This is a genomic window from Fibrobacter sp. (assembly GCF_045112255.1).
Taxonomy (GTDB): Bacteria; Fibrobacterota; Fibrobacteria; order Fibrobacterales; family Fibrobacteraceae; genus Fibrobacter.
On the sequence record NZ_JBGUHR010000028.1, the window covers coordinates 23703 to 45592 of the forward strand.

General features: G+C 48.4%; 22 protein-coding genes, 1 tRNA gene and 1 pseudogene. 16 read left to right on the top strand and 8 right to left on the bottom strand.

Annotation, left to right across the window (positions count from 1 at the left end; all coding sequences use genetic code 11):
* Positions 1-5: 5 nt before the first annotated feature.
* From ACJMM9_RS02845 to ACJMM9_RS02865, 5 genes are all read left to right on the top strand, one after another.
* A complete protein-coding gene (locus ACJMM9_RS02845) occupies positions 6-1841 on the top strand; it encodes a tetratricopeptide repeat protein (RefSeq protein WP_405323693.1) in 1836 nt (611 codons plus the stop codon).
* Between the two features lie 4 nt (positions 1842-1845).
* Positions 1846-2271, top strand: a complete 426-nt coding sequence (locus ACJMM9_RS02850) for a septal ring lytic transglycosylase RlpA family protein (protein ID WP_405323695.1) — start codon at positions 1846-1848, stop codon at positions 2269-2271.
* Between the two features lie 100 nt (positions 2272-2371).
* The gene (locus ACJMM9_RS02855) at positions 2372-2593 is read left to right on the top strand and encodes a hypothetical protein (protein WP_405323697.1); all 222 of its coding nucleotides are present in this window, start codon (positions 2372-2374) and stop codon (positions 2591-2593) included.
* Positions 2594-2799: 206 nt separating this feature from the next.
* Positions 2800-3087 (top strand): GIY-YIG nuclease family protein, encoded by a 288-nt coding sequence (locus ACJMM9_RS02860; protein WP_405323699.1) that lies wholly within the window; start codon positions 2800-2802, stop codon positions 3085-3087.
* Positions 3088-3121: 34 nt separating this feature from the next.
* A complete protein-coding gene (locus ACJMM9_RS02865; RefSeq protein ID WP_405323701.1) occupies positions 3122-3256 on the top strand; it encodes a hypothetical protein in 135 nt (44 codons plus the stop codon).
* 16 nt (positions 3257-3272) lie between these two features.
* On the opposite strand, the gene ACJMM9_RS02870 is transcribed toward ACJMM9_RS02865, so the two are convergent.
* The 4 genes from ACJMM9_RS02870 to ACJMM9_RS02885 all read right to left on the bottom strand — a co-directional run bounded on the left by ACJMM9_RS02870 (position 3273) and on the right by ACJMM9_RS02885 (position 7142).
* Positions 3273-4295 carry a N5-glutamine methyltransferase family protein gene (locus tag ACJMM9_RS02870; RefSeq protein WP_405323702.1) on the bottom strand — a complete coding sequence of 341 codons (1023 nt, stop codon included), beginning with the start codon at positions 4293-4295 and terminating at the stop codon, positions 3273-3275.
* A gap of 23 nt (positions 4296-4318) precedes the next feature.
* Positions 4319-5386, bottom strand: a complete 1068-nt coding sequence (gene prfA, locus ACJMM9_RS02875) for a peptide chain release factor 1 (protein WP_088640838.1) — start codon at positions 5384-5386, stop codon at positions 4319-4321.
* A gap of 75 nt (positions 5387-5461) precedes the next feature.
* Entirely contained in the window at positions 5462-6319 is an 858-nt protein-coding gene (locus ACJMM9_RS02880) for a hypothetical protein (RefSeq protein ID WP_405323704.1), read from the bottom strand.
* The gene (locus ACJMM9_RS02885; protein ID WP_405323706.1) at positions 6312-7142 is read right to left on the bottom strand and encodes a TIGR02147 family protein; all 831 of its coding nucleotides are present in this window, start codon (positions 7140-7142) and stop codon (positions 6312-6314) included. Before ACJMM9_RS02885 ends, ACJMM9_RS02880 begins: the two co-directional genes overlap by 8 nt.
* A gap of 204 nt (positions 7143-7346) precedes the next feature.
* On the opposite strand from ACJMM9_RS02885, the gene ACJMM9_RS02890 reads away from it, so the two are divergent.
* On the top strand, positions 7347-8480 hold the full coding sequence (locus ACJMM9_RS02890) for a GGDEF domain-containing protein (protein ID WP_405323708.1): 1134 nt from the start codon (positions 7347-7349) through the stop codon (positions 8478-8480).
* Between the two features lie 12 nt (positions 8481-8492).
* Here the strand turns inward: ACJMM9_RS02890 and ACJMM9_RS02895 are convergent, their stop codons facing one another.
* On the bottom strand, positions 8493-9683 hold the full coding sequence (locus ACJMM9_RS02895) for an MFS transporter (RefSeq protein WP_405323710.1): 1191 nt from the start codon (positions 9681-9683) through the stop codon (positions 8493-8495).
* 32 nt (positions 9684-9715) lie between these two features.
* Here ACJMM9_RS02895 and ACJMM9_RS02900 point away from each other — a divergent pair, with 32 nt between their 5' ends.
* Complete coding sequence (locus tag ACJMM9_RS02900) at positions 9716-12505, top strand: TIGR02171 family lipoprotein (RefSeq protein WP_405323713.1); 2790 nt, start codon at positions 9716-9718, stop codon at positions 12503-12505.
* A gap of 11 nt (positions 12506-12516) precedes the next feature.
* On the opposite strand, the gene ACJMM9_RS02905 is transcribed toward ACJMM9_RS02900, so the two are convergent.
* Positions 12517-13677, bottom strand: coding sequence for a class I SAM-dependent RNA methyltransferase (locus ACJMM9_RS02905; RefSeq protein WP_088640842.1), 1161 nt, complete (start codon positions 13675-13677; stop codon positions 12517-12519).
* A gap of 115 nt (positions 13678-13792) precedes the next feature.
* On the opposite strand from ACJMM9_RS02905, the gene ACJMM9_RS02910 reads away from it, so the two are divergent.
* The 5 genes from ACJMM9_RS02910 to ACJMM9_RS02930 all read left to right on the top strand — a co-directional run bounded on the left by ACJMM9_RS02910 (position 13793) and on the right by ACJMM9_RS02930 (position 16364).
* Complete coding sequence (locus ACJMM9_RS02910; protein ID WP_014545558.1) at positions 13793-14341, top strand: TonB family protein; 549 nt, start codon at positions 13793-13795, stop codon at positions 14339-14341.
* Positions 14342-14355: 14 nt separating this feature from the next.
* Positions 14356-14763, top strand: coding sequence for a hypothetical protein (locus ACJMM9_RS02915; RefSeq protein WP_405323716.1), 408 nt, complete (start codon positions 14356-14358; stop codon positions 14761-14763).
* A gap of 41 nt (positions 14764-14804) precedes the next feature.
* The gene (locus ACJMM9_RS02920; RefSeq protein WP_405323718.1) at positions 14805-15572 is read left to right on the top strand and encodes a hypothetical protein; all 768 of its coding nucleotides are present in this window, start codon (positions 14805-14807) and stop codon (positions 15570-15572) included.
* 265 nt (positions 15573-15837) lie between these two features.
* Positions 15838-16152 carry a BrnT family toxin gene (locus ACJMM9_RS02925; protein WP_015731825.1) on the top strand — a complete coding sequence of 105 codons (315 nt, stop codon included), beginning with the start codon at positions 15838-15840 and terminating at the stop codon, positions 16150-16152.
* On the top strand, positions 16149-16364 hold the full coding sequence (locus ACJMM9_RS02930; protein ID WP_015731824.1) for a CopG family antitoxin: 216 nt from the start codon (positions 16149-16151) through the stop codon (positions 16362-16364). Before ACJMM9_RS02925 ends, ACJMM9_RS02930 begins: the two co-directional genes overlap by 4 nt.
* A gap of 68 nt (positions 16365-16432) precedes the next feature.
* Here the strand turns inward: ACJMM9_RS02930 and ACJMM9_RS02935 are convergent.
* Positions 16433-16504, bottom strand: a tRNA-Gly gene (locus ACJMM9_RS02935).
* A 155-nt stretch (positions 16505-16659) separates the two neighbouring features.
* Here ACJMM9_RS02935 and infC point away from each other — a divergent pair.
* From infC to rplT, 3 genes are read left to right on the top strand one after another with little or no spacing between them, the layout of a single operon-like run.
* Entirely contained in the window at positions 16660-17244 is a 585-nt protein-coding gene (infC, locus tag ACJMM9_RS02940) for a translation initiation factor IF-3 (protein ID WP_073443414.1), read from the top strand.
* A gap of 21 nt (positions 17245-17265) precedes the next feature.
* Complete coding sequence (rpmI, locus tag ACJMM9_RS02945) at positions 17266-17463, top strand: 50S ribosomal protein L35 (protein WP_014545553.1); 198 nt, start codon at positions 17266-17268, stop codon at positions 17461-17463.
* 11 nt (positions 17464-17474) lie between these two features.
* The gene (rplT, locus tag ACJMM9_RS02950) at positions 17475-17825 is read left to right on the top strand and encodes a 50S ribosomal protein L20 (RefSeq protein ID WP_014545552.1); all 351 of its coding nucleotides are present in this window, start codon (positions 17475-17477) and stop codon (positions 17823-17825) included.
* A 480-nt stretch (positions 17826-18305) separates the two neighbouring features.
* Here rplT and ACJMM9_RS02955 read toward each other — a convergent pair whose 3' ends face one another.
* Positions 18306-19577, bottom strand: a complete 1272-nt coding sequence (locus ACJMM9_RS02955; protein WP_405323722.1) for a M16 family metallopeptidase — start codon at positions 19575-19577, stop codon at positions 18306-18308.
* A 167-nt stretch (positions 19578-19744) separates the two neighbouring features.
* On the opposite strand from ACJMM9_RS02955, the pseudogene ACJMM9_RS02960 reads away from it, so the two are divergent.
* Positions 19745-21890: pseudogene (locus ACJMM9_RS02960) on the top strand (NADP-dependent malic enzyme); the annotation flags it as partial.

The following is a 21890-nucleotide window of genomic DNA, read 5'->3' on the forward strand; positions in this document are numbered from 1 at the left end:
ATCACATGTTCAATGCAGAACGGCTTTATGACGAAGCGACCGAATTGCGTACGGCGCGTCTGGACAGCGTTCCTGACGAGACCCAGTCTTATCCCGGAAGCGAAGAATCGCAAAAGTACGAAAAGGTGATTGAAAAGGGTTCCCGTGTACTGGAACGTTTCCCCAAAAACAAGAAGCGCACTGCCGAAGCCGTCTTCCTCATCGCAGAGTCTTACAGGCACAAGGCCGACTGGCCGAAGGCTATAACCAAGTACGACGAATACGAACGCTACTTTGCCGATAACGATTCCATGCGCGCCGTGGAATACCAGCGAGCTTACTGCCTCTACCGCAACCAGGAATTCAATATCAGCCGTTTTGCGCTGGAACCAGTCGTTGCTGACAAGAACCACCCTTATTATTTCCAGGGACTCAATCTTCTCTCGCTTTTGGACGAAAAATCCGAAGCCCCGGAACAGGCCATTGCTGCCCTTGAAGCCGTGCTTGCCGATACGAGCGGAACCCCGTACATGAAGGGCAAGGCGCATTTCCGCTTGGCCGGTCTTTACTACAAGATGGAAAACTGGGACAAGGCCCACTTGCACTATAATGCCAAGGAAATCGAAAACCTGAACGATCGCGAACGCCAGACGGCGGGCGAGCAGTCGGCGGAATGCCTTGTAAATCTGAAGGAATATCTCAAGGCGGCAGATGAATTCAAGAAACTTTATAAAACAGAAGCTTACGAAAGACAGCGTCCGCTTTATTTAGTGCGCATTGGTGAAACGACGCTTTTGGCCGGCCGCAATGCCGATGCTTACGTGATTTTCAATAAGGTCAATTCGGAATACCCAAAGACGGAACATGCTGCCCGTAGCTATTTTAACATGGGCGATTACGAACAGTCCAAGACCTTGAATTATGAATTGGCCATGTCTTATTACGACAGCAGCTATATCGCAAGGGCAATCAGTGATTATGGCCAAAAGTCCCGTGATCGCCGCAATGCCTTGAAACGCCTGGTCTCGATGCGTGAAAAAAACAACGAGATCCTCCAAAGCAAGGATACGATCCCTGACATGAAATCGTTCTTTAGCAATGAATTCATGATCGCGGAATTGTTTTTGCTCAAGCTTTCTGAAGCGGACAGCGCTGTTGCCAGACTCACGAACGTAATCGAGAAGTCTGATGATACGGCAAGCGTCATGCGCGCTGCGTATGCGAGGGCTTTTATCTATGACGAATTCTTGCACGACCCTGACACGGCTGAAGATCTTTACAAGGAAATCATCGAAAAATTCCCGAATACGGAATACGCGAAGCAGGCGCAGGCGAATCTTGGCATGCGTGTCACGATGAAAACTCGTGAAGACGAAGCCCGTGACCGTTACATGGTTGCTGAAAGTCTGTGGACTGTGGCATCTGAAATTCCGGTAAGCAAGATGGATCAAGTGGATTCCGCTTACGCGACGGCCTTTAACGCTTTTGATGGCGTTTATAAGGACTACCCGCAGACGCAGTCGGGTATTCAGGCTCTTTACATGAAGGCCATTTATTTCCAGATGACGCCGGAACGCATTGATAGCGCCGTTGCTATTTATCGTAATTTACGTGATAATCATGGCCAGACGACCTGGGGAAAACGTGCCGCCTATGTACTGAACACGCGCCTGACAACGTCGGACGATGATATTGCAAGGCTCCGCAAACGTACTGCGCAGAATATTGAAAATATCGATAAAAAATCGGCCAAGTATTATGAGGAGCTGAAGGCGAAGCCTGAAGAAAAGAAGGCCGACATCATCAGCAAGGAAGACGAAATCCTCGAAAATACGTACAATAGCATGTACGACTTTGAGTAGGTCTATGCGTTCCCGTTTTTTGTTGGTTGTAGTTCTCGGCGTCTTGCTGGCTTGTTCGGGATGCGCGGGGTCTACACATCGCAAGGGTTATACCCGCGTTACGAAATCGTCTCGTGTTCAGAAAAAGGCTGAAATAGGCTATACCTTTACGGGAGATGCAAGTTATTACGGTAAGGGGTTTGATGGCAAGAAAACTGCAAGTGGTGAAATTTTTGACCGCAATGCCATGACTTGTGCGCATCGATCGCTTCCATTCGGGACAAAGCTCAAGGTTGTGCGCGTAAAGACGGGTGCTTCTGTCGTTGTACGCGTGAATGATCGCGGACCGTATGCGAAAAGGCGAGTGCTCGATTTGAGCGAAGCTGCGGGCAAAGTGCTTGGACTTGATAAAGCTGGCCATGCCGAAGTCAAAGCCGTTGTTGTAGAATAAATTTCAAAAAAGTTGAGCGACTTTGTAAAATGTCAGCTTCTGACATGTTGTGATTCTATATTAGTGCTCGTAAAGACACTAAACACCAAAAGGTGAATATATGAATCGCAAAGTAGTTAAAGTGAATAAGCATGTAGTCGAAATTCCGGAGCAGTCTCCGTGGGATTCCGGCTTTTCCATTTTCAAGCGCCGCATTGGGGAACTGATGCAGTTGAGTGGTAACGATGATAGCGTCATTGATGACGATGACTTGATCCCGTATTACCGCATGGGCGAAAGCGAAACATTTGTGCTCTCCGCCCTCGGCTGCTCCGTGTGCTAAAAACGCGGCAAACGCCGCGTCTATAGTCATCCTCCGTCAGGAGGAACCATACAGAACACAGTTCAGTCATCCTCCGCTAGGAGGATCCATACAGAATTCTGTCGCGGTTATCTATTCATTGGATGGATTAATGCAGAATCTCGTCGCTGTCATCCTCCGCTAGGAGGATCCATACAGTTTGTATTAAATTTTCAAAAAGAGTGTGTATGAAAAAGGGGTATGCATATATTTTATTCAGCCATCGTAAAGGAACATTGTATGTAGGCGTGACTTCTGATTTGAAAAAACGTGTGTCCGAACATAAAGAAAAGGAAAAACCTGGATTTACCGAAAAATATGGTGTTGATAAATTAGGTTATTACGAAGAATATCCTTCGATAAGGGAAGCGATAGAACGAGAAAAGAAATTAAAACATCTTTATCGTTCAGAAAAGTTGAAATTGATTGAGTCAAGCAATCCTAATTGGAAGGATTTGTTTTATAATCTGTTTTAGCTCAATATAAACATTATGGATTCTCCTTCGGAGAATGACGTATTTGCAAACATCCTTGAAGCAACTGGCAAGTGCCGCAGCTGCGGAAGGATCCATGCAGAATTCTGTCGCAGTAATCTACTCATCGGATAGATCCATACGGAATCTCGTCACTGTCATCCTCCGCTAGGAGGATCCATACAATTTTATTTTGCTTTGTAACTCACGAAGCGGACGTTGTTGCAGAAGTCCTTGTGGATTCCCGTGAATTCCAACCACGGATACTTCTCGGCTTCGGCCTTGAGCATTTCGCCTTGTTCCGACCCGATTTCGAGCAAAATAGATGCGCCCGGCTTGAGCTTGCCTTCGGTCTGCTGTAAAAGCTTGCGGACAAGGTCAAGACCGTCTGCGCCGCCGAACAAGGCAAGTGCTGGGTCGTACTTCGCAACTTCGGGCTGGAGCTTGTCTTTTTCGCTGTCGGGAATGTAGGGGAGGTTTGCGATTAGGCAGTCGATTTTAGGCAGGTCCGCTGAGGCTGCCGAAGCGCCGGTGGCGTTTGCGATAACGTCTGCGGTGACGGCATTCAGCAGGTCGCCCTGTGCGAAAGTCAAAGTGCTTGTCGGGGATGTCGCGCTTGCCGAAGCTTCTGCCGCGGAATTTGTGCTTTGTTCGCTGGCACTACCTGCGAGGTCGTTTGCTTCTGCATTTGTACGTGCTAGGGCAAGTGCGTCCTCGGAAACGTCTGTGGCCAAGACTTTGGCGCCTGCAATTTCTTTAGCGCAAGCGATCGAGATGGCGCCTGTGCCTGTGCCGATTTCGACGATGAACGGTTTTTCGATGCCCTTGAGGCAGTCAGCAGCCATGTCCACGAGCGATTCCGTTTCCGGGCGCGGGATAAGCGCACGGCGGTCACACTTGATAATGAATCCGCGGAAGCTTGTGTCGCCAATGATGTGCTGCAGCGGCTCACGCGTTGCACGGCGTGCAACCATCGTGCGAAGCACGTCCAGCTCCGCTGGCGTGAGCGGCTTTTCGAAGTTCAGGTACAAGTCCATGCGGTTCTTCATCTTGAGACCGTAGCTGATGATGTACTCGGCGTCGAGACGAGCATCAGGAATGCCCTTCTTTTCAAAGAAGACCTTGGTGCGGTTCAAAATTTCAAGAACGGTCATCTGCGGCTGTGGCATGGAACTTTCCTTATGGACGATGCGTTGTCCGTTGTTCGTCATGGCGGGCTTCGACCCGCCATCTATTAAGCGTTGAACTTTCCGAGCTTTTCCTGGGCGTTTGCCATCTGGAGACCGTTGATGATTTCATCAAGATCGCCTGTGACAACCTTGTCCAGGTTGTAAACGGTGAGGCCAATGCGGTGGTCCGTCACGCGGTTCTGCGGATAGTTGTAAGTACGGATCTTGGCAGAGCGGTCGCCGGTACCCACGAGAGCCTTACGGTTTGCCGCTTCTTCCTTTTCCTTCTTCGCAATGACGGCGTCAAGAATCTTGGATCGCAACATTTCCATGGCATGGAGTCTGTTCTGCAACTGGCTACGTTCCGTCTGGCAGCTCACGACCACGCCCGTCGGGATATGCGTCAAACGCACGGCGGAGTCCGTCTTGTTGATGTACTGACCGCCAGCACCCGAAGAACGGTAGGTGTCCATGTGGATGTCTGCTTCGCGGATTTCCACATCGACTTCTTCAGCTTCAGGGAGGATTGCGACTGTAGCTGCAGACGTATGCACACGGCCCTGCGTTTCCGTTTCCGGCACACGCTGTACGCGGTGAACGCCACTTTCGAACTTGAGCGTTCCATAGACGCTGTCGCCTTCGATGAACACGCGGATTTCCTTGTAGCCACCCACCGTGCCTTCGCTCAAGTCCTGGATGGTCATCTTCCAGCCCATCTTGTCGCAGTAACCGCGATACATGCGGAACAAGTCGCCCGCAAAGAGAGCCGATTCGTCACCGCCCGTACCGCCGCGAATTTCGAGCGTCGCATTGCGGTAATCCCACGGATCCTTCGGCACCATCAAAATCTGGAGTTCGTCCGTCACTTCGGGGAGCTTCTTTTCGATCTCCGAAATTTCGGCCTTGGCCATCGCGACCATTTCCGGGTCGGAATCGCCGAGAGCGATCTTGTATTCTTCAAGATCGTCCATCATCTGTAGGTATTCCTTGGCTTTCAAGACAGCCTTTTCGATACCCTTGTACTGCTTGTGAATCTTGTTGTAACGAGCCTGGTCACCGAGAACATCCGGATTGCCGAGTTCCGATTCCAGTTCTTCGTACTTTTCAATGAGTTTTTTAGCTTTATCTTTCATCGTGCCCAAATTTAGTAAATGGCGTCGTCCCTATTCATTACGGTTCCTTAATTACGGGGTCGAAGCGCTTGACTTTCACCATTTTGGGGTGAAACATTCTTCGTAGCTGATAGTCCCGCATTTCAAAGAATCCTTGCTTGAGTATGTTATGGTCACGTGTGGATTTTCTGAAAGCTCCCCGCAGTATGCGAACAGGAAGCCGACATGCATATCGAACGGCCTTGGCTCGTAACTACAGTTGTCGGTAACATCAGCAATAGAGATGGTGTCTTTTGAAATTTTGGTAAGGACGTGTACGGCTGGTGATGTGTCCTTGATGTTCAGCACGTATAGCGGGCAGCCATTAATTTCGTGTAATGTCCCCATTGCTTTTGCCGTTGCTGGGAACAGGTTACTTAAGTTGTTGTAATCCTCTTGTGTGGCCGCCTTGTGTAATCCCACTGTTCTTAACGACGCAATTTCAGGGCTTTCGAAACAGGTGCTATTTGTCTCGTCGCAGGAAACAAAAGTCTTGTTGTAGGCAATAACATTCTGGTCGAAAGCGATTTCGGTGATGTTGTATTTTAGGAGGTAGTCGTTAAGGGTACGGCTGGGAGATACGTCTGGATTGCCGATGGGGCCACCGCCTGGACCTCCGTCGTTCGAATTACTTGAAGAGGATGATGGCCTAGTCGGATGGTCTTCGCGACTCCCTTCGGAAGAAGAATAACGTGATGTCGAAGAAGCTTCTTTATTGCTGCTAGAAGACGTGGTAGTTTCTGGAGGTGTCGTGATTTCTTCAGACGAGGAGGATCCTTCATCCAGTGGCGGACGATTTGCGCTCTGGTTTGGTTCTTCAGCGGTTCCTGCGATTCTGTCTGAACAGGCAAACGAGCAAAGTACAGCGAGTGCCGCTGCATTTGTTGTCAAAAATTTTTTGAATAGCTTAGTCATTTCCGTTCTCCTTTGCCTTTCTTGTGAGTGGGAATAACTGTAAATTTAGTCTATAAACTTGGTCGATGTTCTTGTCGCCTGCGGCAATGCTCACGATTTTGCGGCGGCATTCGTCGAGTTCCTTGACGATTTGTTCGTAAGAGTCCTTGGAAATGCCCATGGTGATGCCGCTGAAGTTTCGTTCGGTGCGGGCAAGATCTAGTGAATTGGCGGCGATTTTTGCCATTTCTCTGTGCATTTCGCGGATGGCGAGTTTGGTTGCCTCGGGGGAACCTTTAATGGATGTTTCCGTCTGGATGTACGTGTTTTCGCCGTTTTTTTTGAGAAATCCCGCTTTTGTCAAGAAATCGAGAGTCTGCTTGATCTCGGTGGCCGATACATCAGTGTAGCACATTTTGGCAAGCTCTCCCGGGGTGGCGCCTGGCATGAGCGGGGCGAGTTCCCGCAGGACTGGGTTTCTCCAGCTTTCGTAGAATTCAAATAAGTCACCTTCGATAATCCGGACCTTGTGAATTTTTGCAATGGAAAGCATTTCTTCGTAGGCGGCTTTCTTTTTTGTCTCGTCCGTTTCTTGGCCGAAGTTGACCATGGCCCTGAAGTAATCCATTTCAAAGCCGACTAGCCCCATTGCCTGCCCGGTGCGTTCTATGCCAATGCGACTCAGGTTGCTTTTCCCGTCGCAGACGACCTTCATGTACGAAGACGAAGAAAATCCGGCGGCCTTGGAGAATTCTCGCCATGAAAATACATGGCGGAGCTTGCGTTCTTCGTAGAAGTCACGCATGTATTTCCTAAAGTCTGAGTATTCGATTATCGATTTCATTTGAGGATAAATATAAATTGAAACGGAATGGAAAAATCGTCTTTATGCAACGTAGTGTTGTAAAATTATATAAAAATGCAAATTTTTACTAAATACGGTATTTATTCTTACGTATATGCAACAACTTGTAAAGTTTTCGATACAAAAAGATTATTATAGGGATACTTCCTACTATTTTACGGTAAAAAATTTATCTTCTTCTTTATGAGTGTATATGGTTTCTATGCTGAGGTCAATATTGGGTGTGCATTGATTTTGATGCTCCTCCTTTACAGCATTAGGAATTTGCCGACTCCGCAAATCAAATATTCCCTTTTCAAGAACTTGGTGCAATGGCACATCGTCTATTTTTTGAGCGATGCTTTATGGTCTCTTGTTAGCGATGGCATTTTACCGAAGAACATATATATGGTTTTGCTGGTAAATTACCTCAATTCCATTCTTTTGCCGATTGTAGCCTATAGCTGTTTTGTGTTTTCTGAAATCACGACGCGGACTGAAATGACGCGTGAGCAAATTGAGTGGTTCCAGACAAAGCTCCGAATACCGATCTTTGTTGAAATGATTCTGCTGCCGATTTCCTATTGGCTGGATCCTGCTTTTTGGCTAGATGAAAATTTGGAGCCGAGGGGCTTGTATTATTTTGTTCTTCTTTTGATCCCTGCGTCCTATTTTATCATGGCGACGGTTCGTGGAGTCTTGCGAGGGCTTGCCTTAAAGGATCGACAGAACCTGAGAACCTACTTGGTCGTGGCCTGCTATACTCCTGGTGTTGTCATTGCAGGTGTCGCTCAGCTCTTTTTCTCCATGACTACGCCTATTTTCTGTTTCTGGTGTACTTTTATTATTTTGTTTGTGTACTTGCATTTGCAGAATCAGCTGATTTCGACAGATTCTCTGACGATGCTCAACAACCGCAACCGCCTGAACCATTTTTTGCACCAGCAACGTGAAGTGAAGAATACTTACGTATTCATGGTGGACGTGGACCATTTTAAGCAGATTAACGATACTTGTGGGCATTCCGTTGGTGACAAGGCCCTTGTCCTGGTGGCGCAAGCTCTGAAGAAATCCTGTGAGCATTTAAATGGATCGGTGTTTCTTTGCCGCTATGGCGGTGATGAATTTTTGCTCATGGCTCCGACAGAAAAGCCTAGCGCCGTGGTCGAGCAGATTAGGGAATGCTTGCGCGATGAAGCTGTGAAACGGGGCCGCTCGTGCTCTTTCACTATCGCCGTTAGCGTTGGCTATGCCTTGTGGGATGGATCTCCTGACACTTTTAAAGACTGCTTGGTCGAAGCCGACAAGAAAATGTACGAAGACAAACGACTGGCTTAGATAATTAGGAATTTATCCTTCTAATTTATTCTTTAGGTAATGCTTTGAAGTGTATGCAAAGTACATGATGTCGGCGATGACTAGTGCTATGCCGCAGACGAAGAATACTTGCTGGTGCATGCCGAAGTGATTGGCCATGGCGCCCCCCACAAGAATTCCTGTACCGATACCGATGTCCCAGCCGCTGAGGTATGTGCTGTTGGCTGTACCGCGCTGGTCGTGACGGGCGAGGTTCACGCACATGGTCTGGTAGCCAGGGAAGATAAGCCCGAGGCTTGTGCCGATGAGGAATGCGGATGTGAAGAACGCTATAGGACCGTGGCTAAAGGCAAGAAGAAAATAGGCGACAACATTTAAGGTCATGCCGGTGCCGACAAGGTGTATCAGGTAGCCTCGGTCAATCAGGCGGCCCGTCATGATGCGGTTCATGATAAGCCCTGTGGCGATAAGTGCATAAAACCAGCCTGAACCGCCGATGCCAAGCTCCTTTGCATAAATGGCGATGTAGTTTGTGACCGGGCCGTACGCGAATCCGACAAAGATGAAGTTTGCAAATTGCGGAACGGCGCGTGTGAGAAAGAAGCGGTCGAGCGAAAGCGGGGCGCAGATTTTCTTTTCGCGGGGCTTTACCTTGAGCGTCTGCACGAGCACAAGCCCGATAATGCAGAGGGCTATGGAAATCGCAAAAACGATTGTGTCGCCGAACGCTTCGTAAAGAAACATCCCGGTCATGGGACCGGTGGCGAAGGCCAAGTTTACGCTGATCCCGAAATATCCGATGCCTTCGCCTCGGCGACTTGCGGGCAGAGCGTCAATGGCTACGGTATTGCTTGCGGTACTGGAAATTCCGAAGAACAGCCCGTGGGCGAAACGCACGACGGCAAGGATCGGCAACAGTCCAACAATCTTGTAGCCTATAAAACAGAGCGAAAATGCGAAAAATGTCCAAAAGTATAGCGGCTTTCGGCTGAATGTATCGACGAGGAACCCTGCGAATGGGCGACAGGCAAGAGCGCCAATCGTGTAAAGCGAAATGATGAATCCGGCGGTCGCGTTGTCCGTCTGGAACTTGTCGAGAATGAACAACGGCAGAATCGGCAGCAGCTGGTAAAAACTGAAGAATAGCAGAAAATTGGCCGCAGCGACAGTGATGAATGTACGGCTCCAAAGTGTATTGTTTGTTGTATCGTTTCTTAATTCCATGGGGATAGCAAAAAAATAGTATATTTAACTCTATGAAACTTATGGAGTTAGCTGCTTTTTTGCTCTTTTTGGGCGTGATGGGCGTTGTATCTTGTACGGAGCCGAATCATTATTCGGATGTTTGTTCGGTGCCGAATGATTATTCAGATATTTTTGGAATGACGCCTGCGGATGTTGAAAGTGGAATCATCGAGGGGATGCTCCACGTAAAATCGACAGGAAAGAAGACCCTGGTCGGTACAAATGATGTTTCCGCTAAAGCCCTAGAACGCCCGCAAATGAAGGTTGAATTTACCTATGATTTCGATTTAGGGCGCCATGAAGTCATTTGTAAGGATTTTAATGAAATAATGAAGGATGTCTCGGGCTTGAAAGTCGATTGCCCCAAAGATTCACTTCCTGCTGCAAATGTAACATTTTATGATGCCGTTCTATATGCAAACGCGATGAGCAAAAAGCATGGGGCTGACACAGTTTATGAGTATTCCTCAAGAGAACTCGATGCCGAGAAGCACTGTGTGAAAATGAAAAATTTTAAGTTCAATCCAAAAGTGAAAGGTTTTAGGTTGCCAACGGAGGCTGAGTGGGTTTATGTGGCTTCTGCAAAATGGTCGCCAATGCATAGCTGGAATGCCTATAATTCAGATAATAAAGTCCATAAAGTTTGTTCGTTAATTGACAAGGCCACTTTCTGTGATATGGCTGGAAACATGCTGGAACTTGTAAATGACTGGTATGGGTCATTTAAAGATACTACAGTTGCCAATTTTGTGGGGTCAATGGATGGGGATGCTCTTGGCTCCTGCGTGGTAAAAGGCGGCAGCTATTATAGCGCTCCGACTTCGATGAACCTGTACAATAGGGGCGATACTTATCCGATTTTATCTTCAACTAGAGGGGATTATATCGGATTTCGTCTTGCTTATGGTTCTATCCCGGAAGCAACGTGGTTCCTGTATAGCGGAAATACGGTCACGGTTCCTGTCGTCCCCCAGATAGAATCTTCTGAAATAAAAAAGCTCACAAATTCATATCAGGCGAAGCTCGTCTTTCGGAATGATGAAACGGGTGGACTCGTTTATGTGAATTTTTCAAAAAATATGGGCTTGTATCTGATCGAAGACACTGTAAATGTGTACCATCCTGAAATTTCGCCAGATGGGAGGCATGTTGCGTTTTGCACGTCAATAGAAGGTTCTGAAAATGAATCTGTTGTTTATGTTCGTGATTTGAATGAGTCTGGAAGCAATTTGGTTATGTTGCCCGATGAACACGCTGCTATTCCGAGATGGCGTGTTAATCCTAATGGCGATACTGTCATTGTCTATGTGTCATCTGCGGGGAATAATAAGGGCGAACAGTTTATGCAGAAGAGCACATGGCAAGTCAAGTTTGCAAATGGAAAATTTGGTGTACCAGAAAAACTTTTTGACGGCGCGTATCATGGAGGGGTTTCAAAGGACAACCTCTTTGCCGTTTCTTCGTCGCCGTTGCTGCGAGCACGTTTCTCTGATGGACTGAGCAGCAATGATGTGATTTGGTATAATGGCGAACAGGCTTGCAATGCATCTTTGGCAAAAGATGGTACAAACCGTACGTTGTTCCTTGACTTTGGAGGCTCGGCCGGTCGAGAATTTGTTGGAAGTGGTTATGGCGTTCATGAAAGATTGCTTGTTGTCGATAGTACAGGACAAATTATTCAAACCGTAGTGGCGCCTGCTGGATATACGTTCGACCATACGGAATGGGTTGGAGGACTGTTGAAAGACTCGGCGAGTAATCTGGTTGTAGCGACGCTCACCGATGCTAATGGTTCGCACCATAAGGTGGCCCTAGTCAATTTGGACAATGGGAATGTTGTGCCTCTTGCGGAAGGCGAGGAATTGTGGCATCCTAGTTTGTGGATCTGGCAGGACGGTCCGAATGTTCCCAAGCCTGTTGTCGATTTTGACAGTGCTGGCCTTTATTTTGACAGCGATAATGAAGAAGTGATTGGGTCCTCTACAGGATTTATATCAGAGGAAATGGGGATGAGGATGCAGTCGTTTTGGAAAAATCATGACAAGGCGAGTGTTTTTACTTTTGGAAGTTCCATGATGCTGAATGCTGTCATCGAGGATTCGATAAAGTCTTATAAAACCGTGAATATGGGTGTGTCATTGACGGATATTCATTTGCATGATTATTTGATTAGGCATTATGTCCTGCCGTATGCGCCTCACGTCAAGTATATCGTTGTAGAATTGTCTCCTGGATTTCTTTATAGGCATATTTCGTTTTTATCTGCTCCTGTTCTTTTTACTTCACCAGGTATTGTATATGATAGTAAGCATCTGTCGCCTGAAACGAAAAATGAAATTGCGGAACAAAGCCAGTATCAGCAATTCCCGAAAGTTTTGCTAGGACAGCAGTATATTGAGGGAACATTTCTCTTGCCTTCTCTGGACTGGGGATATCCGAATGTTTTAGCGGATACCACGGGAATGGTGTTTGACGATCCGTCTTTGCAGAACAACTTAAATATTCTAAAGGCGCTAAAGCAAACCGCCGATTCTTGCGGTGTAAAGCTTATTGCTGCTATACCGCCACGCAATCCAGGGTTTAAGGACACGAAAGCTTTCGACCCGTATGGCCCGAGTTGGGAGGTGGCGCACCAGATTATCGATGCGGTTAAGGATATGGGCATCGTTGTTTTTGATGAATACAAAGATGGCCACCACGACTATACCGACGCGATGGCCTTTAATTCTAGCCATGTGAGTTATCTTGGAGCGGCTCAGTTCAGTGCAAGGCTAGAAGCCCTGCTGAAATCGCTGGAATAAGTCGCTAGTTGTTACTTCTTTTCAAGAGCGACGAGCGTTTCGAGGTGCGGTGTGCCGGGGAACAAGTCCATCGGCAACACTTCCTTGACGCGGTAGCCGTAACGTTCCCATTCGGCGAGGGCGCCTGGGATTTCGTCGGTGCCGCAGAAAATGTGGAGCACACGCACGGGCTTGCGCATCGCGAGAGCCCGGATGACGCCCGGTTCAGTGCCCTTGCGCGGCGGGTCCAACAAAATGCGTTCCGGTTCGCCAGGGATCGGCCGCGGAAGTCTCATTTGCACAAACGTCTCGTCAATCTTGCCGGCGATGAACTTGTAGTTCTTCTTCAAGAATCTAGCGGATGCCTTCGCGCAATCGATGGACGGACCTTCCCATTCCACACCGAGTACGGACTTGGCGGCTTCACCGAGCGCAAAGCTGAAGAGGCCGTAACCGCAGTAAAGGTCCAAGAAGTGGTCGCCCTTTTCGAGACCGAGCAAGCGGCTTGCGGACTTGATGAGGTTGTGAATCTGGCTTTCGTTGATCTGGCTAAATCCCGTTACCGGGTATTTGAGCCTAAAATGGCCGAGGTCGAGCGAGAGTTCGCGCGGGCCGTAAAGCTGCTTGAAGTTGAGCGTGTCAGTCGGGCGCTTGGCTTCGAGATAGTAGTTGGAACCGGTCGGGTCCACGTAAGCGTGTGCTGCGGTTACGTGGTACGGACTCTGCTGCAAGACTTCGGAAATCTGCTTGAGCTTGCGCACGATGCTTGCGTCCAGCTTCTTCACGTTGAAAATCACGACGCGGTACTTGTATGTGCCACGGATGATGAGCCAGTTGAGCGCATAGGCGAGTGGCTTGTATGCAGGCGTGATGAGCTTGTCGAACAGCAAACGGTAAATGGCGTTGTGTTCTTCGGGTTCCAAGATGCTATCGTATTCGTTAAAGCGGAGGTCGCCCGGCTTCATTTCGACTTGGCGCTTGGATGTGGTGCGGTAATTGCGCGGCATGGGGCTAGCCACAATCGGCTGCGGACCGCGGGCAAGGCGGTTGACTTCCCAAAATTCGCGGATGGCTTCGTTCTTGACCTTGAGTTCGTCCTTGTAATCGAGCGGAGCGAGGGTCTCGCCGTAAGCGGAATCCGATTCCTTCGTATAATTCGGGAGGTTATGGGCTATTGCTTGTTCAAAAAACATGAAATCCTCTTTTTCTACCCTCAAATTTAAAAAGTTCCCGGAAAGTTTAAAGTGGATATTTATATTATCTACTGGTAGCCCAAAAATTTTGGCATAAAATGAGTTGGAGAATCTTATGAAAACGCCTTTTTTCTTGAAATTTGCCGTAATTATTGTCGCTGGTATCCTTGCGGCTTGTGCCGGTAATTCGCAGCAACCAGTAAGTGAACCTGTACCAACGACTGCAACGCCGCATGATGAGTCTGCTTCTGAAAGTAAGGTGGCTGAAGCTCCAAAGGATACATCGAGTGCTCAAGGACGTTCCTCCGAAAAGATCATGGAGGTTGTCAGGGCTAATACCCCGAATCGTCTGAAACCTTTGTACAATAATTTCTTGCGGACAAATCCAGGTTTTGAAGGCAAGATTACGGTGAAGTTTAAAATACTCCCGGATGGCAATATAGAAACGGGAGAAATTGTCAGTGCAACCACGAATTTTCCTGAATTTGAAAAGGCCGTGCTGAATGATATTTTGCAGTGGAAATTTGATGCGGGGGATTATAAGAATTGTACCGTTACGATTCCGTTTACGTTTGCCGATGATGGAAAACCTGCGAAAAAAGGCCCTGCCAATCTGGGGCCGGCCGAAGATGCGTGGTATGGCGCTAGCCAGGGATGGTATTAATCAAAAGGAGTAGTATGAATTATTTTAGTTTGTCTGTTGTTTCTTTGGCGTTGGTCTTTGTAGCTTGCGATGATGGTAATTCTGCCACTCAGGCAGATGAACCTTCGCCGTCGCTAGAAACAGAGGGTGTTGTTAAAACTTGCATTGAACTGCCGGCTTGCGATGCTATGGTCAAGTCCGACGTGAGCACTTGGCACTTTGTGCGTAAGGACGCGTTCGGTGACGATGCCGAATACACCTACAAGGCTGATGGCCGAGATCTGATTGTGACCATCAAGGACGCTCATGGTTCAACCGATACCAAGACTTATTCCATGTACAATATGGAATCTGAAGTCGGAGTGGAGATGGCTTATAGTGCGGCGAAAGCCACCTGCAGGGACGGTGGTGGCAACAACAGAACGATGAAAGTGTGCTCTTGATGGTATTGCGAAAAATTTCAAAAGCCCTAATGGCGCTGGTCATGGCTTGTTCGACACTTTGTTGGGCGGACTGCCATACCCTTGATCTTTCTGTAATGATTGCAAAGGATTTTATGGTCGTTGGCGCTAAGGGCGGTTTTTCGCCTAATATTTTTTATACAACATTGTCTGACCGATATGGAAAGCGCTATGTGACGCTCCATCGCGAAAGCGCTGATGATCCTGGACGCATTATGTGGGCGTTGTACTCTGAAAAGAATGGTGTGCTTGATAGCGTAATCGTTGATAAGAACCATAAGATGTATAATGCTGTTGGGCTTGGAGAAGGTGGAATAATGCCGCCTCCATTGAAGAAAATGTTGAAACTCCGTAGCGACAATGTTGTTGTGGCTCCGTTGTCTGCTCTTGATGAAGTTGCCTGGAATTTGGTTGAATTGCGCAAGCAGGCCGAAGACCGCCCTGATACGAATGATATTCTTTTTGTGTTGGAACCAAATGGTAATCGTGAAGAATTCCTCCAGTGGCTTCGTTCTTATAAGCCGTTGGTGCAAGCGGCTAAAAATATTGGATTCTCGTTTTTCTCGTTTGGGTTGATGAACGACGCTGATTCTAGTTATGGCGATTGGGCGAATCTGTCCAAGGATATGTACGAAACCTTTGGCCTGGAAAAGCCTTCTCAAGACGAACTAAAAAAGCATAAGAGGTGTTCCTGCGTTCCTGGGGCGGCGCTGGAGGGGACTCCTGCAACACCATATTCAAGAGGAGTGCTTGAGATTTTGAAAGGTGTAGGAAACCCTCAAAACAAGTGACTTGCTAAAAATGCTGTTGGATTGAAAAACTCTGGCTTGTAAAGCTGGAGTTTTTTTTGTTGTGAAAAATTTTACAAAAAAATAGTGGGCCAAATAGCTCAAAAAAGCGTGTATATAATATGGTAGGGGTTTGATTCTCTGCTGCGTTACGGCGCGGTCCGTAAAAAGGAATCTTTCTAATGATTAAAGATGATACTTGTAATAAAGCTGGTGTTGCTTGTTTTAAATTTAATAATTATATTATAATTATGATGCGGAGTGCTGTATGCAAATAGAATTCGCGTGGGATGAAAAGAAAAATGCGATTAATCAAAAGAAACATGATGTTTCATTTGAGGAGGCTAAAACTTGCTTTGAAGATGAATATGCGAGGGTGTTCTTTGATGTGGAACATTCAGCACAGGAAGATAGGTCTATTCTTATAGGGCTGTCGTCTTGTTTAAGAACTCTAGTTGTCATCTTTACTGAATGGAATGGTTTGAATCCCAATGTTTTGGTTAATCGTATAATCAGTGCTCGGAAAGCTACAAAGAAGGAATTTCAATATTATTGGAACGCGAGAAAAGGAGAATGCTTATGAAGAAAGAATATGATTTTTCGAAAATGAAGGCGGTGAAGAACCCGTATGCCAAAGTTCTCAAGAAGCAAATTACAATCAGGCTGAATGTCGAAACTATCGACTATTTTAAGAATATGGCCGAGGAACTTGGCATTCCGTATCAGGTACTGATGGATTCTTATTTGACGGATTGCGCGAACGCCAAACGCAAGTTGAAAATCTCGTGGAAGTGAAAGGCCGCGTGTATGGCAACCCCGGCATCCCGTTGGATGAAAAAAGACCTCCCAAAGGGAGGTCTAAGAGCGGCGGACCGGGATCGAACCGGCAACCATTAGCTTGGAAGGCTAAGGCTCTACCATTGAGCTACCGCCGCGAGCATGGACAATTATACAAAAATATTGCGCTTTTTAAAGGGGTTCGCAAAAAAGTTGTTGGAAAAATATGAAAAAAATTCTAAATTTACGCTCGCATTAACAAACAATCATATCAGAGGTAGCATACTTGTTCCCTAATCCGCGCGATCGTCGCATGCCCAACCGTCCCAGCGATGGGACTCGTATCAACGAAGATATCCATATCTCTCCGATTCGTCTCGTGAAAGAAGATGGCGAAGCTGTCATTATCGAGACGAGCAAGGCATTGCAGATGGCGAAAGACGCCGGACTGGACCTTGTGGAAGTCTCCCCGAATGCTAAGCCGCCTGTTTGCCGCATCATCAACTACGGCAAGTACAAGTTCGAACAACTGAAGAAGGCAAAGGCCGCAAAGGCCAAGCAGCACGTGGTGAAGCTCAAGGAAATCAAGATGCACCCGAAGACTGCCGAGAATGACTACCAGTACCGCATCAAGCAGGCTGGCGAGTTCTTGCAGGACGGTATGAAGGTAAAGCTTATCATGCAGTTCCGTGGACGCGAAATGGCGCACATGGACTACGGCAAGCGCCTTATGGAACGCGCCAAGGAAGACTTGGCTCCGTTTGGCGATTTGGAAATGGATTCGCGGGTGGAAGGCAACACAATGCTTTCTATCTACGGTCCAAAACGTGGTGCCGGTAAGAAACAAGACCAGGCACCGAAGCCCGTAACCGAGCCAAAGGCAGCAGGTGAGGCTTAACTATTAACCTACGAGGTAAAAATGCCTAAGATGAAAACTCACAGCGGTGCTAAGAAGCGCTTCCGCGTGACTGGTTCCGGCCATGTCAAGTTCAAGCGCGCTGGTATGCGCCACATTCAAGCTAAGATGAACACTAAGCGTAAGCGTAACCTTCGTAAGGGCGCTCTCGTTAAGAAAGTCGATACCTATCATGTCAAGCGTCTGCTTGTCGTAGCATAAGGAGAGTAAGAATGCCACGCGCAAAAACTAGAGTTCCTTCCCGCGAACGCCGCAAAAAAATCCTCAAGGCCGCCAAGGGTTACTATGGCCGCCGCAAGTCGAACCTTCGCCTTGCTATTGACGCCGTTGCCCACGCTGGTCAGTATGCCTATGCACACCGCCGCGACAAGAAGGGTGATTTCCGCTCTCTGTGGATCACTCGCTTGAACGCTGCTGTTCGTGAATTCGGCATCAGCTATAGCCAGTTCATTTACAAGCTTTCCAAGGCTAATATCAACATGAACCGCAAGGTTCTCGCTGACTTGGCCGTCGCCGATCCGGCAGCTTTTGCCAAGGTCGTCGAAATTGTGAAGGCTGCCTAAGTTCTGACTTAGCGAAAACGCGAGAAATTCGCCCTGCTCCTTGCGAGTGGGGCGTTTTTACATTTAAGGCGATGGCCAAGTGTGAGCCGGAGCGGCTTGTATTAACAAGCCATGGAGGCGAGAGCATGCGAATAGCCGAAGTCTCGTTTTTGATGTAATGAGCATGCGGTCGTGTTCCGCCGTCGCCGATCCGGCAGCTTTTGCCAAGGTCGTGGAAATTGTGAAGGCTGCTTAATTTAGACGAAAGTTTAAGTTAACTTATAGCTAAACAAACGCGAGAAATTGTACCCCGCCCGAAAAGGCGGGGTACTTTTTTTACAAGATGGCGATGCCGTCCCCATACGCGGATCATGCTCACGTAAGTGCTGAAGCACTAAGTGAGCAAAGAGAACAGCGTCCGGCATGACAAGTGCTAGAAAAAAATGCGGGCATTCCTGTTACGTCATCCTGAACCCGTTAGGGTGAAGGATCCAGTGCATTTTAAAAGAAGTCCACGTCCAGCACAGTCTTCTTTTTGCTCTTGGGTTCCACGACGGCGATAGAATATTTTGCCGTGCTGAGTAGGCGGTTGACGGTCGCGAGGACTTCGTCTTCGGTGATGGCGTGGATTTTCTTTTCGACGTCTTCCATTGTGTGGAACTCGCCGAGGTGAAGCGTCTGTTCCGCCATGCGGAGTACTCGTTTCTCGGGGCTGTCTGCACCGAGATGCAGTCCGCCGAGGATGTTTGTCTTTGTGCGCTCGAATTCATCCTTGATGAATCCGTGACGCAGAAACTTCCTGACTTCGGCAATGGAAAGCGCAAGTGCCGTCTTGAGCTGGTGCGGTTCGGTCGCAAGGGCGACGCCCCAGTCCACGCAGTCCTTGTAAAGGTCGGCGGTGGAATACACAGAGTAGGCAAGGCCCTTGTCTTCGCGGATCTTCTGGAACAGGCGTGACGCCATGCCAGCGCCCATCGCCACGTTGAAAAGCGAGAATGCACAACGGTCGCGGTCGTTCATCAGCGAGCGGTCGAAACTGAGTCCCCAGAATAGGTTCGATTGTGTGATATCGCTTTTTTGAACAATCTTGACGCTCTGGTGAGATGTGTAAATATCTTCCGGAATTGTTCCGTTGATTTTCTTTTGTTTAAATTTTTCGGCACAAAGTTCTACAAGTTCTTCGTGATTGACTTTGCCTGAAGCGCAAACATAGAGCGGGATTTCGTCGGTGACTTGATGCCCGTACTTGAGCATCTGTTTGCGCGTGAGCGACTGGACTTGCTTCACGTTCCCGGTGATGGAATGCGCAATGCCGCAACCTTTAAAATGGATGGCGTTAAAAACGTCGCCTACAAGTTCCTCGGGAATGTCGTCGTAGCTGTGGACTTCCTCGATGATGACGTGGCGCTCCTTTTCCATTTCTTTCTTGTCAAAGCGCGGATGCATGAGCATGTCCGAAATCACGTCGATGGCAAGCGGCATGTCGCTGCTTTCGACTTGCGCGTAAAAGCCTGTCTCCTGGCGTGTCGTGTACGCTTCGAGATTCCCGCCGCGGTCTTCGATGGCGTGGGCAATTTCAAGTGCGGTGCGGTTTTCGGTTCCCTTGAAAACGAGATGCTCGTAAAAATGGCTGAGTCCGAATTCGTCGTGAGCTTCGTGGCGGCTCCCTCGCGGGACCCAGACGCCGACAGCTACAGAGTAGGCGTGCGGCATGTAATCCGTTAAAATGGTAATACCGTTTTCGAGGACAGTCTGTTTGATGTTTTGTTTCATTTTTTGTAATACGCGCGTCTTATGGGAGCAGTAAGTTGCGTTTGCGGCTTAACGATAGCAATTTTGGGTTAAAATGTAACAAAAAACACATTTTTGGCACCCTTTCATTGCTGTGTAAATTTTTCTAAATTCTGCAACGTAAAAAATTTGATTCACAGGAGAACGAAATGGGAAAAGACTTAAAGGAAATGGCTCTTCAGTACCATTCCATGGGCAAGCCGGGCAAGATCGAAATTGTGCCCACCAAGCCGCACAGCACTCAGACGGACTTGGGCCTTGCATACACGCCGGGTGTGGCTGCACCGTGTCTTGAAATTGAAAAAGACCAGAACCTCGCTTACGAATACACGGGCAAGGGTAACCTCGTCGCTGTGATCAGTAATGGTACGGCTGTGCTTGGCCTCGGCGATATTGGCGCACTTGCCGGTAAGCCGGTGATGGAAGGCAAGGCTTTGCTTTTCAAAATTTATGCGGGCATTGACGTGTTCGACATCGAAATCAACGAAAAGGATCCGAAGAAGTTTATCGAAATCGTGAAGGGCATTGCCCCGACGTTCGGCGGTATCAACCTTGAAGATATCAAGGCTCCGGAATGCTTTGAAATCGAAGACACGCTCAAGGCGGAACTCGATATTCCGGTGATGCACGATGACCAGCATGGTACGGCAATCATTTCTTCCGCTGGCCTCTTGAATGCTATCGAAGTTGCAGGCAAGAGCATTCGCAACGTGAAGATGGTTGTGAACGGCGCTGGCGCAGCCGCTTGCGCTTGCACGAGACTATATCTGTCTCTCGGTCTCAAGAAAGAAAATCTCGTGATGTGCGATAGCAAGGGCGTTATCCGCAAGGACCGCAAGGGCCTCACCGAAGCAAAGGCTTTCTTTGCAACGGAACGCACTGACATTGAAACGCTCGAAGACGCCATGAAGGGCGCTGACGTGTTCGTCGGCCTTTCCAAGGGTAACATCCTCACTCGCGAAATGGTCCGCAGCATGGCCGACCAGCCGATCGTTTTTGCTCTTGCAAACCCGACTCCGGAAATCAGCTACGAAGAAGCCATGGCAAGCCGTGGCGACCTCATCTTTGCAACGGGCCGTAGCGACTATCCGAACCAGGTGAACAACGTTATCGGTTTCCCGTACATCTTCCGTGGTGCTCTCGACGTTCGTGCAACGACGATTAACGAACACATGAAGCACGCTGCAGTCCGCGCGATTGCCGCTCTTGCTCACAAGCCGGTTCCGGATGTGGTGAACATTGCATACAACGCACAGCGCTTCACGTTCGGTAAGGAATACTTGATTCCGAAGCCGCTCGACCCGCGCCTCCTCACGGAAGTTTCTATCGCTGTGGCTAAGGCTGCTATTGAAAGTGGCGTGGCCCGCAAGCCAATTACCGATTGGGACGCTTACTACGATCGCCTCCGCGACATGATGGGTTATGATAACAAGCTCATCCGTCAGTTCAGCGATACCGCCCGCAGCAACCCGAAGCGCGTTGTGTTTGCCGAAAGCAACCTCAACATGCTCAAGGCCGCTGTCCAGGCTCAGGCCGAAGGCATTGCACACCCGATTATGCTTGGCAACCCGGAACGCATCCAGATGATCGCCCAGCGCGAACAGCTTGATCTCACGGGCATCAAGATTGTGAATCCGCGTTCTCCGGAAGAATTCGAACGCCGCCGCAACTACGCTGCAATTTACGCTGAAGAAAACGGCCGCAATGGCGTGACCTTCGAAGAAGCACGTGACGACATGTTTGAACCGAACCACTTTGGTATGATGATGGTGAAGGTCGGCGATGCCGATGCGCTTATTTCCGGTGGTTATTCCAAGTACTCCGAAACGATCGAACTCGCTAAGGAAATTATCGGTATCCGTCCGGAATACAAGCACTTCGGTGCTATGCATATCCTCAGCACTAAGAAGGGTACGTTCTTCCTCGCCGATACGCTCGTGAACCGCGATCCTGATGCCGAAACGCTCGTCGATATCGTGAAGCTCACGCACGACGCAGTCCGCTTCTTCGCTCACGAACCGGTGATGGCTATGCTCAGCTACGCAAACTTCGGTAGTGACAAGGAAGCCGCTCGTGGCACCGTGAACAAGGTCCGCGAAGCCGTGAAGACGATTCACGAACAGTATCCGGATTACGTTCTCGATGGTGAAATGCAGGTGAACGTAGCTCTCGACAAGGATCTTCGCGATACGACGTATCCGTTCAACTAGATCAAGGGCCAGACCGTGAACACGCTTATCTTCCCGTGCCTCTCTTCTGCAAATACCACTTGCAAGATGCTCTTGGAAATGGGCG

What these genes read in the sequence shown, in the direction of transcription:
- infC (WP_073443414.1), top strand. Translation starts at nt 16,660, where the DNA reads ATGCCCAACCGTCCCAGCGATGGGACTCGTATCAACGAAGATATCCAT.
- ACJMM9_RS02905 (WP_088640842.1), bottom strand. Translation starts at nt 13,677, where the DNA reads ATGTTTTTTGAACAAGCAATAGCCCATAACCTCCCGAATTATACGAAG.
- ACJMM9_RS02915 (WP_405323716.1), top strand. Translation starts at nt 14,356, where the DNA reads ATGAATTATTTTAGTTTGTCTGTTGTTTCTTTGGCGTTGGTCTTTGTA.
- ACJMM9_RS02870 (WP_405323702.1), bottom strand. Translation starts at nt 4,295, where the DNA reads ATGACGAACAACGGACAACGCATCGTCCATAAGGAAAGTTCCATGCCA.
- prfA (WP_088640838.1), bottom strand. Translation starts at nt 5,386, where the DNA reads ATGAAAGATAAAGCTAAAAAACTCATTGAAAAGTACGAAGAACTGGAA.
- rplT (WP_014545552.1), top strand. Translation starts at nt 17,475, where the DNA reads ATGCCACGCGCAAAAACTAGAGTTCCTTCCCGCGAACGCCGCAAAAAA.
- ACJMM9_RS02925 (WP_015731825.1), top strand. Translation starts at nt 15,838, where the DNA reads ATGCAAATAGAATTCGCGTGGGATGAAAAGAAAAATGCGATTAATCAA.
- ACJMM9_RS02955 (WP_405323722.1), bottom strand. Translation starts at nt 19,577, where the DNA reads ATGAAACAAAACATCAAACAGACTGTCCTCGAAAACGGTATTACCATT.
- ACJMM9_RS02855 (WP_405323697.1), top strand. Translation starts at nt 2,372, where the DNA reads ATGAATCGCAAAGTAGTTAAAGTGAATAAGCATGTAGTCGAAATTCCG.
- ACJMM9_RS02930 (WP_015731824.1), top strand. Translation starts at nt 16,149, where the DNA reads ATGAAGAAAGAATATGATTTTTCGAAAATGAAGGCGGTGAAGAACCCG.
- ACJMM9_RS02850 (WP_405323695.1), top strand. Translation starts at nt 1,846, where the DNA reads ATGCGTTCCCGTTTTTTGTTGGTTGTAGTTCTCGGCGTCTTGCTGGCT.
- ACJMM9_RS02895 (WP_405323710.1), bottom strand. Translation starts at nt 9,683, where the DNA reads ATGGAATTAAGAAACGATACAACAAACAATACACTTTGGAGCCGTACA.
- ACJMM9_RS02880 (WP_405323704.1), bottom strand. Translation starts at nt 6,319, where the DNA reads ATGACTAAGCTATTCAAAAAATTTTTGACAACAAATGCAGCGGCACTC.
- ACJMM9_RS02865 (WP_405323701.1), top strand. Translation starts at nt 3,122, where the DNA reads ATGACGTATTTGCAAACATCCTTGAAGCAACTGGCAAGTGCCGCAGCT.
- ACJMM9_RS02845 (WP_405323693.1), top strand. Translation starts at nt 6, where the DNA reads ATGTTCAATGCAGAACGGCTTTATGACGAAGCGACCGAATTGCGTACG.
- ACJMM9_RS02910 (WP_014545558.1), top strand. Translation starts at nt 13,793, where the DNA reads ATGAAAACGCCTTTTTTCTTGAAATTTGCCGTAATTATTGTCGCTGGT.
- ACJMM9_RS02890 (WP_405323708.1), top strand. Translation starts at nt 7,347, where the DNA reads ATGAGTGTATATGGTTTCTATGCTGAGGTCAATATTGGGTGTGCATTG.
- ACJMM9_RS02920 (WP_405323718.1), top strand. Translation starts at nt 14,805, where the DNA reads ATGGCTTGTTCGACACTTTGTTGGGCGGACTGCCATACCCTTGATCTT.
- rpmI (WP_014545553.1), top strand. Translation starts at nt 17,266, where the DNA reads ATGCCTAAGATGAAAACTCACAGCGGTGCTAAGAAGCGCTTCCGCGTG.
- ACJMM9_RS02900 (WP_405323713.1), top strand. Translation starts at nt 9,716, where the DNA reads ATGAAACTTATGGAGTTAGCTGCTTTTTTGCTCTTTTTGGGCGTGATG.
- ACJMM9_RS02885 (WP_405323706.1), bottom strand. Translation starts at nt 7,142, where the DNA reads ATGAAATCGATAATCGAATACTCAGACTTTAGGAAATACATGCGTGAC.
- ACJMM9_RS02860 (WP_405323699.1), top strand. Translation starts at nt 2,800, where the DNA reads ATGAAAAAGGGGTATGCATATATTTTATTCAGCCATCGTAAAGGAACA.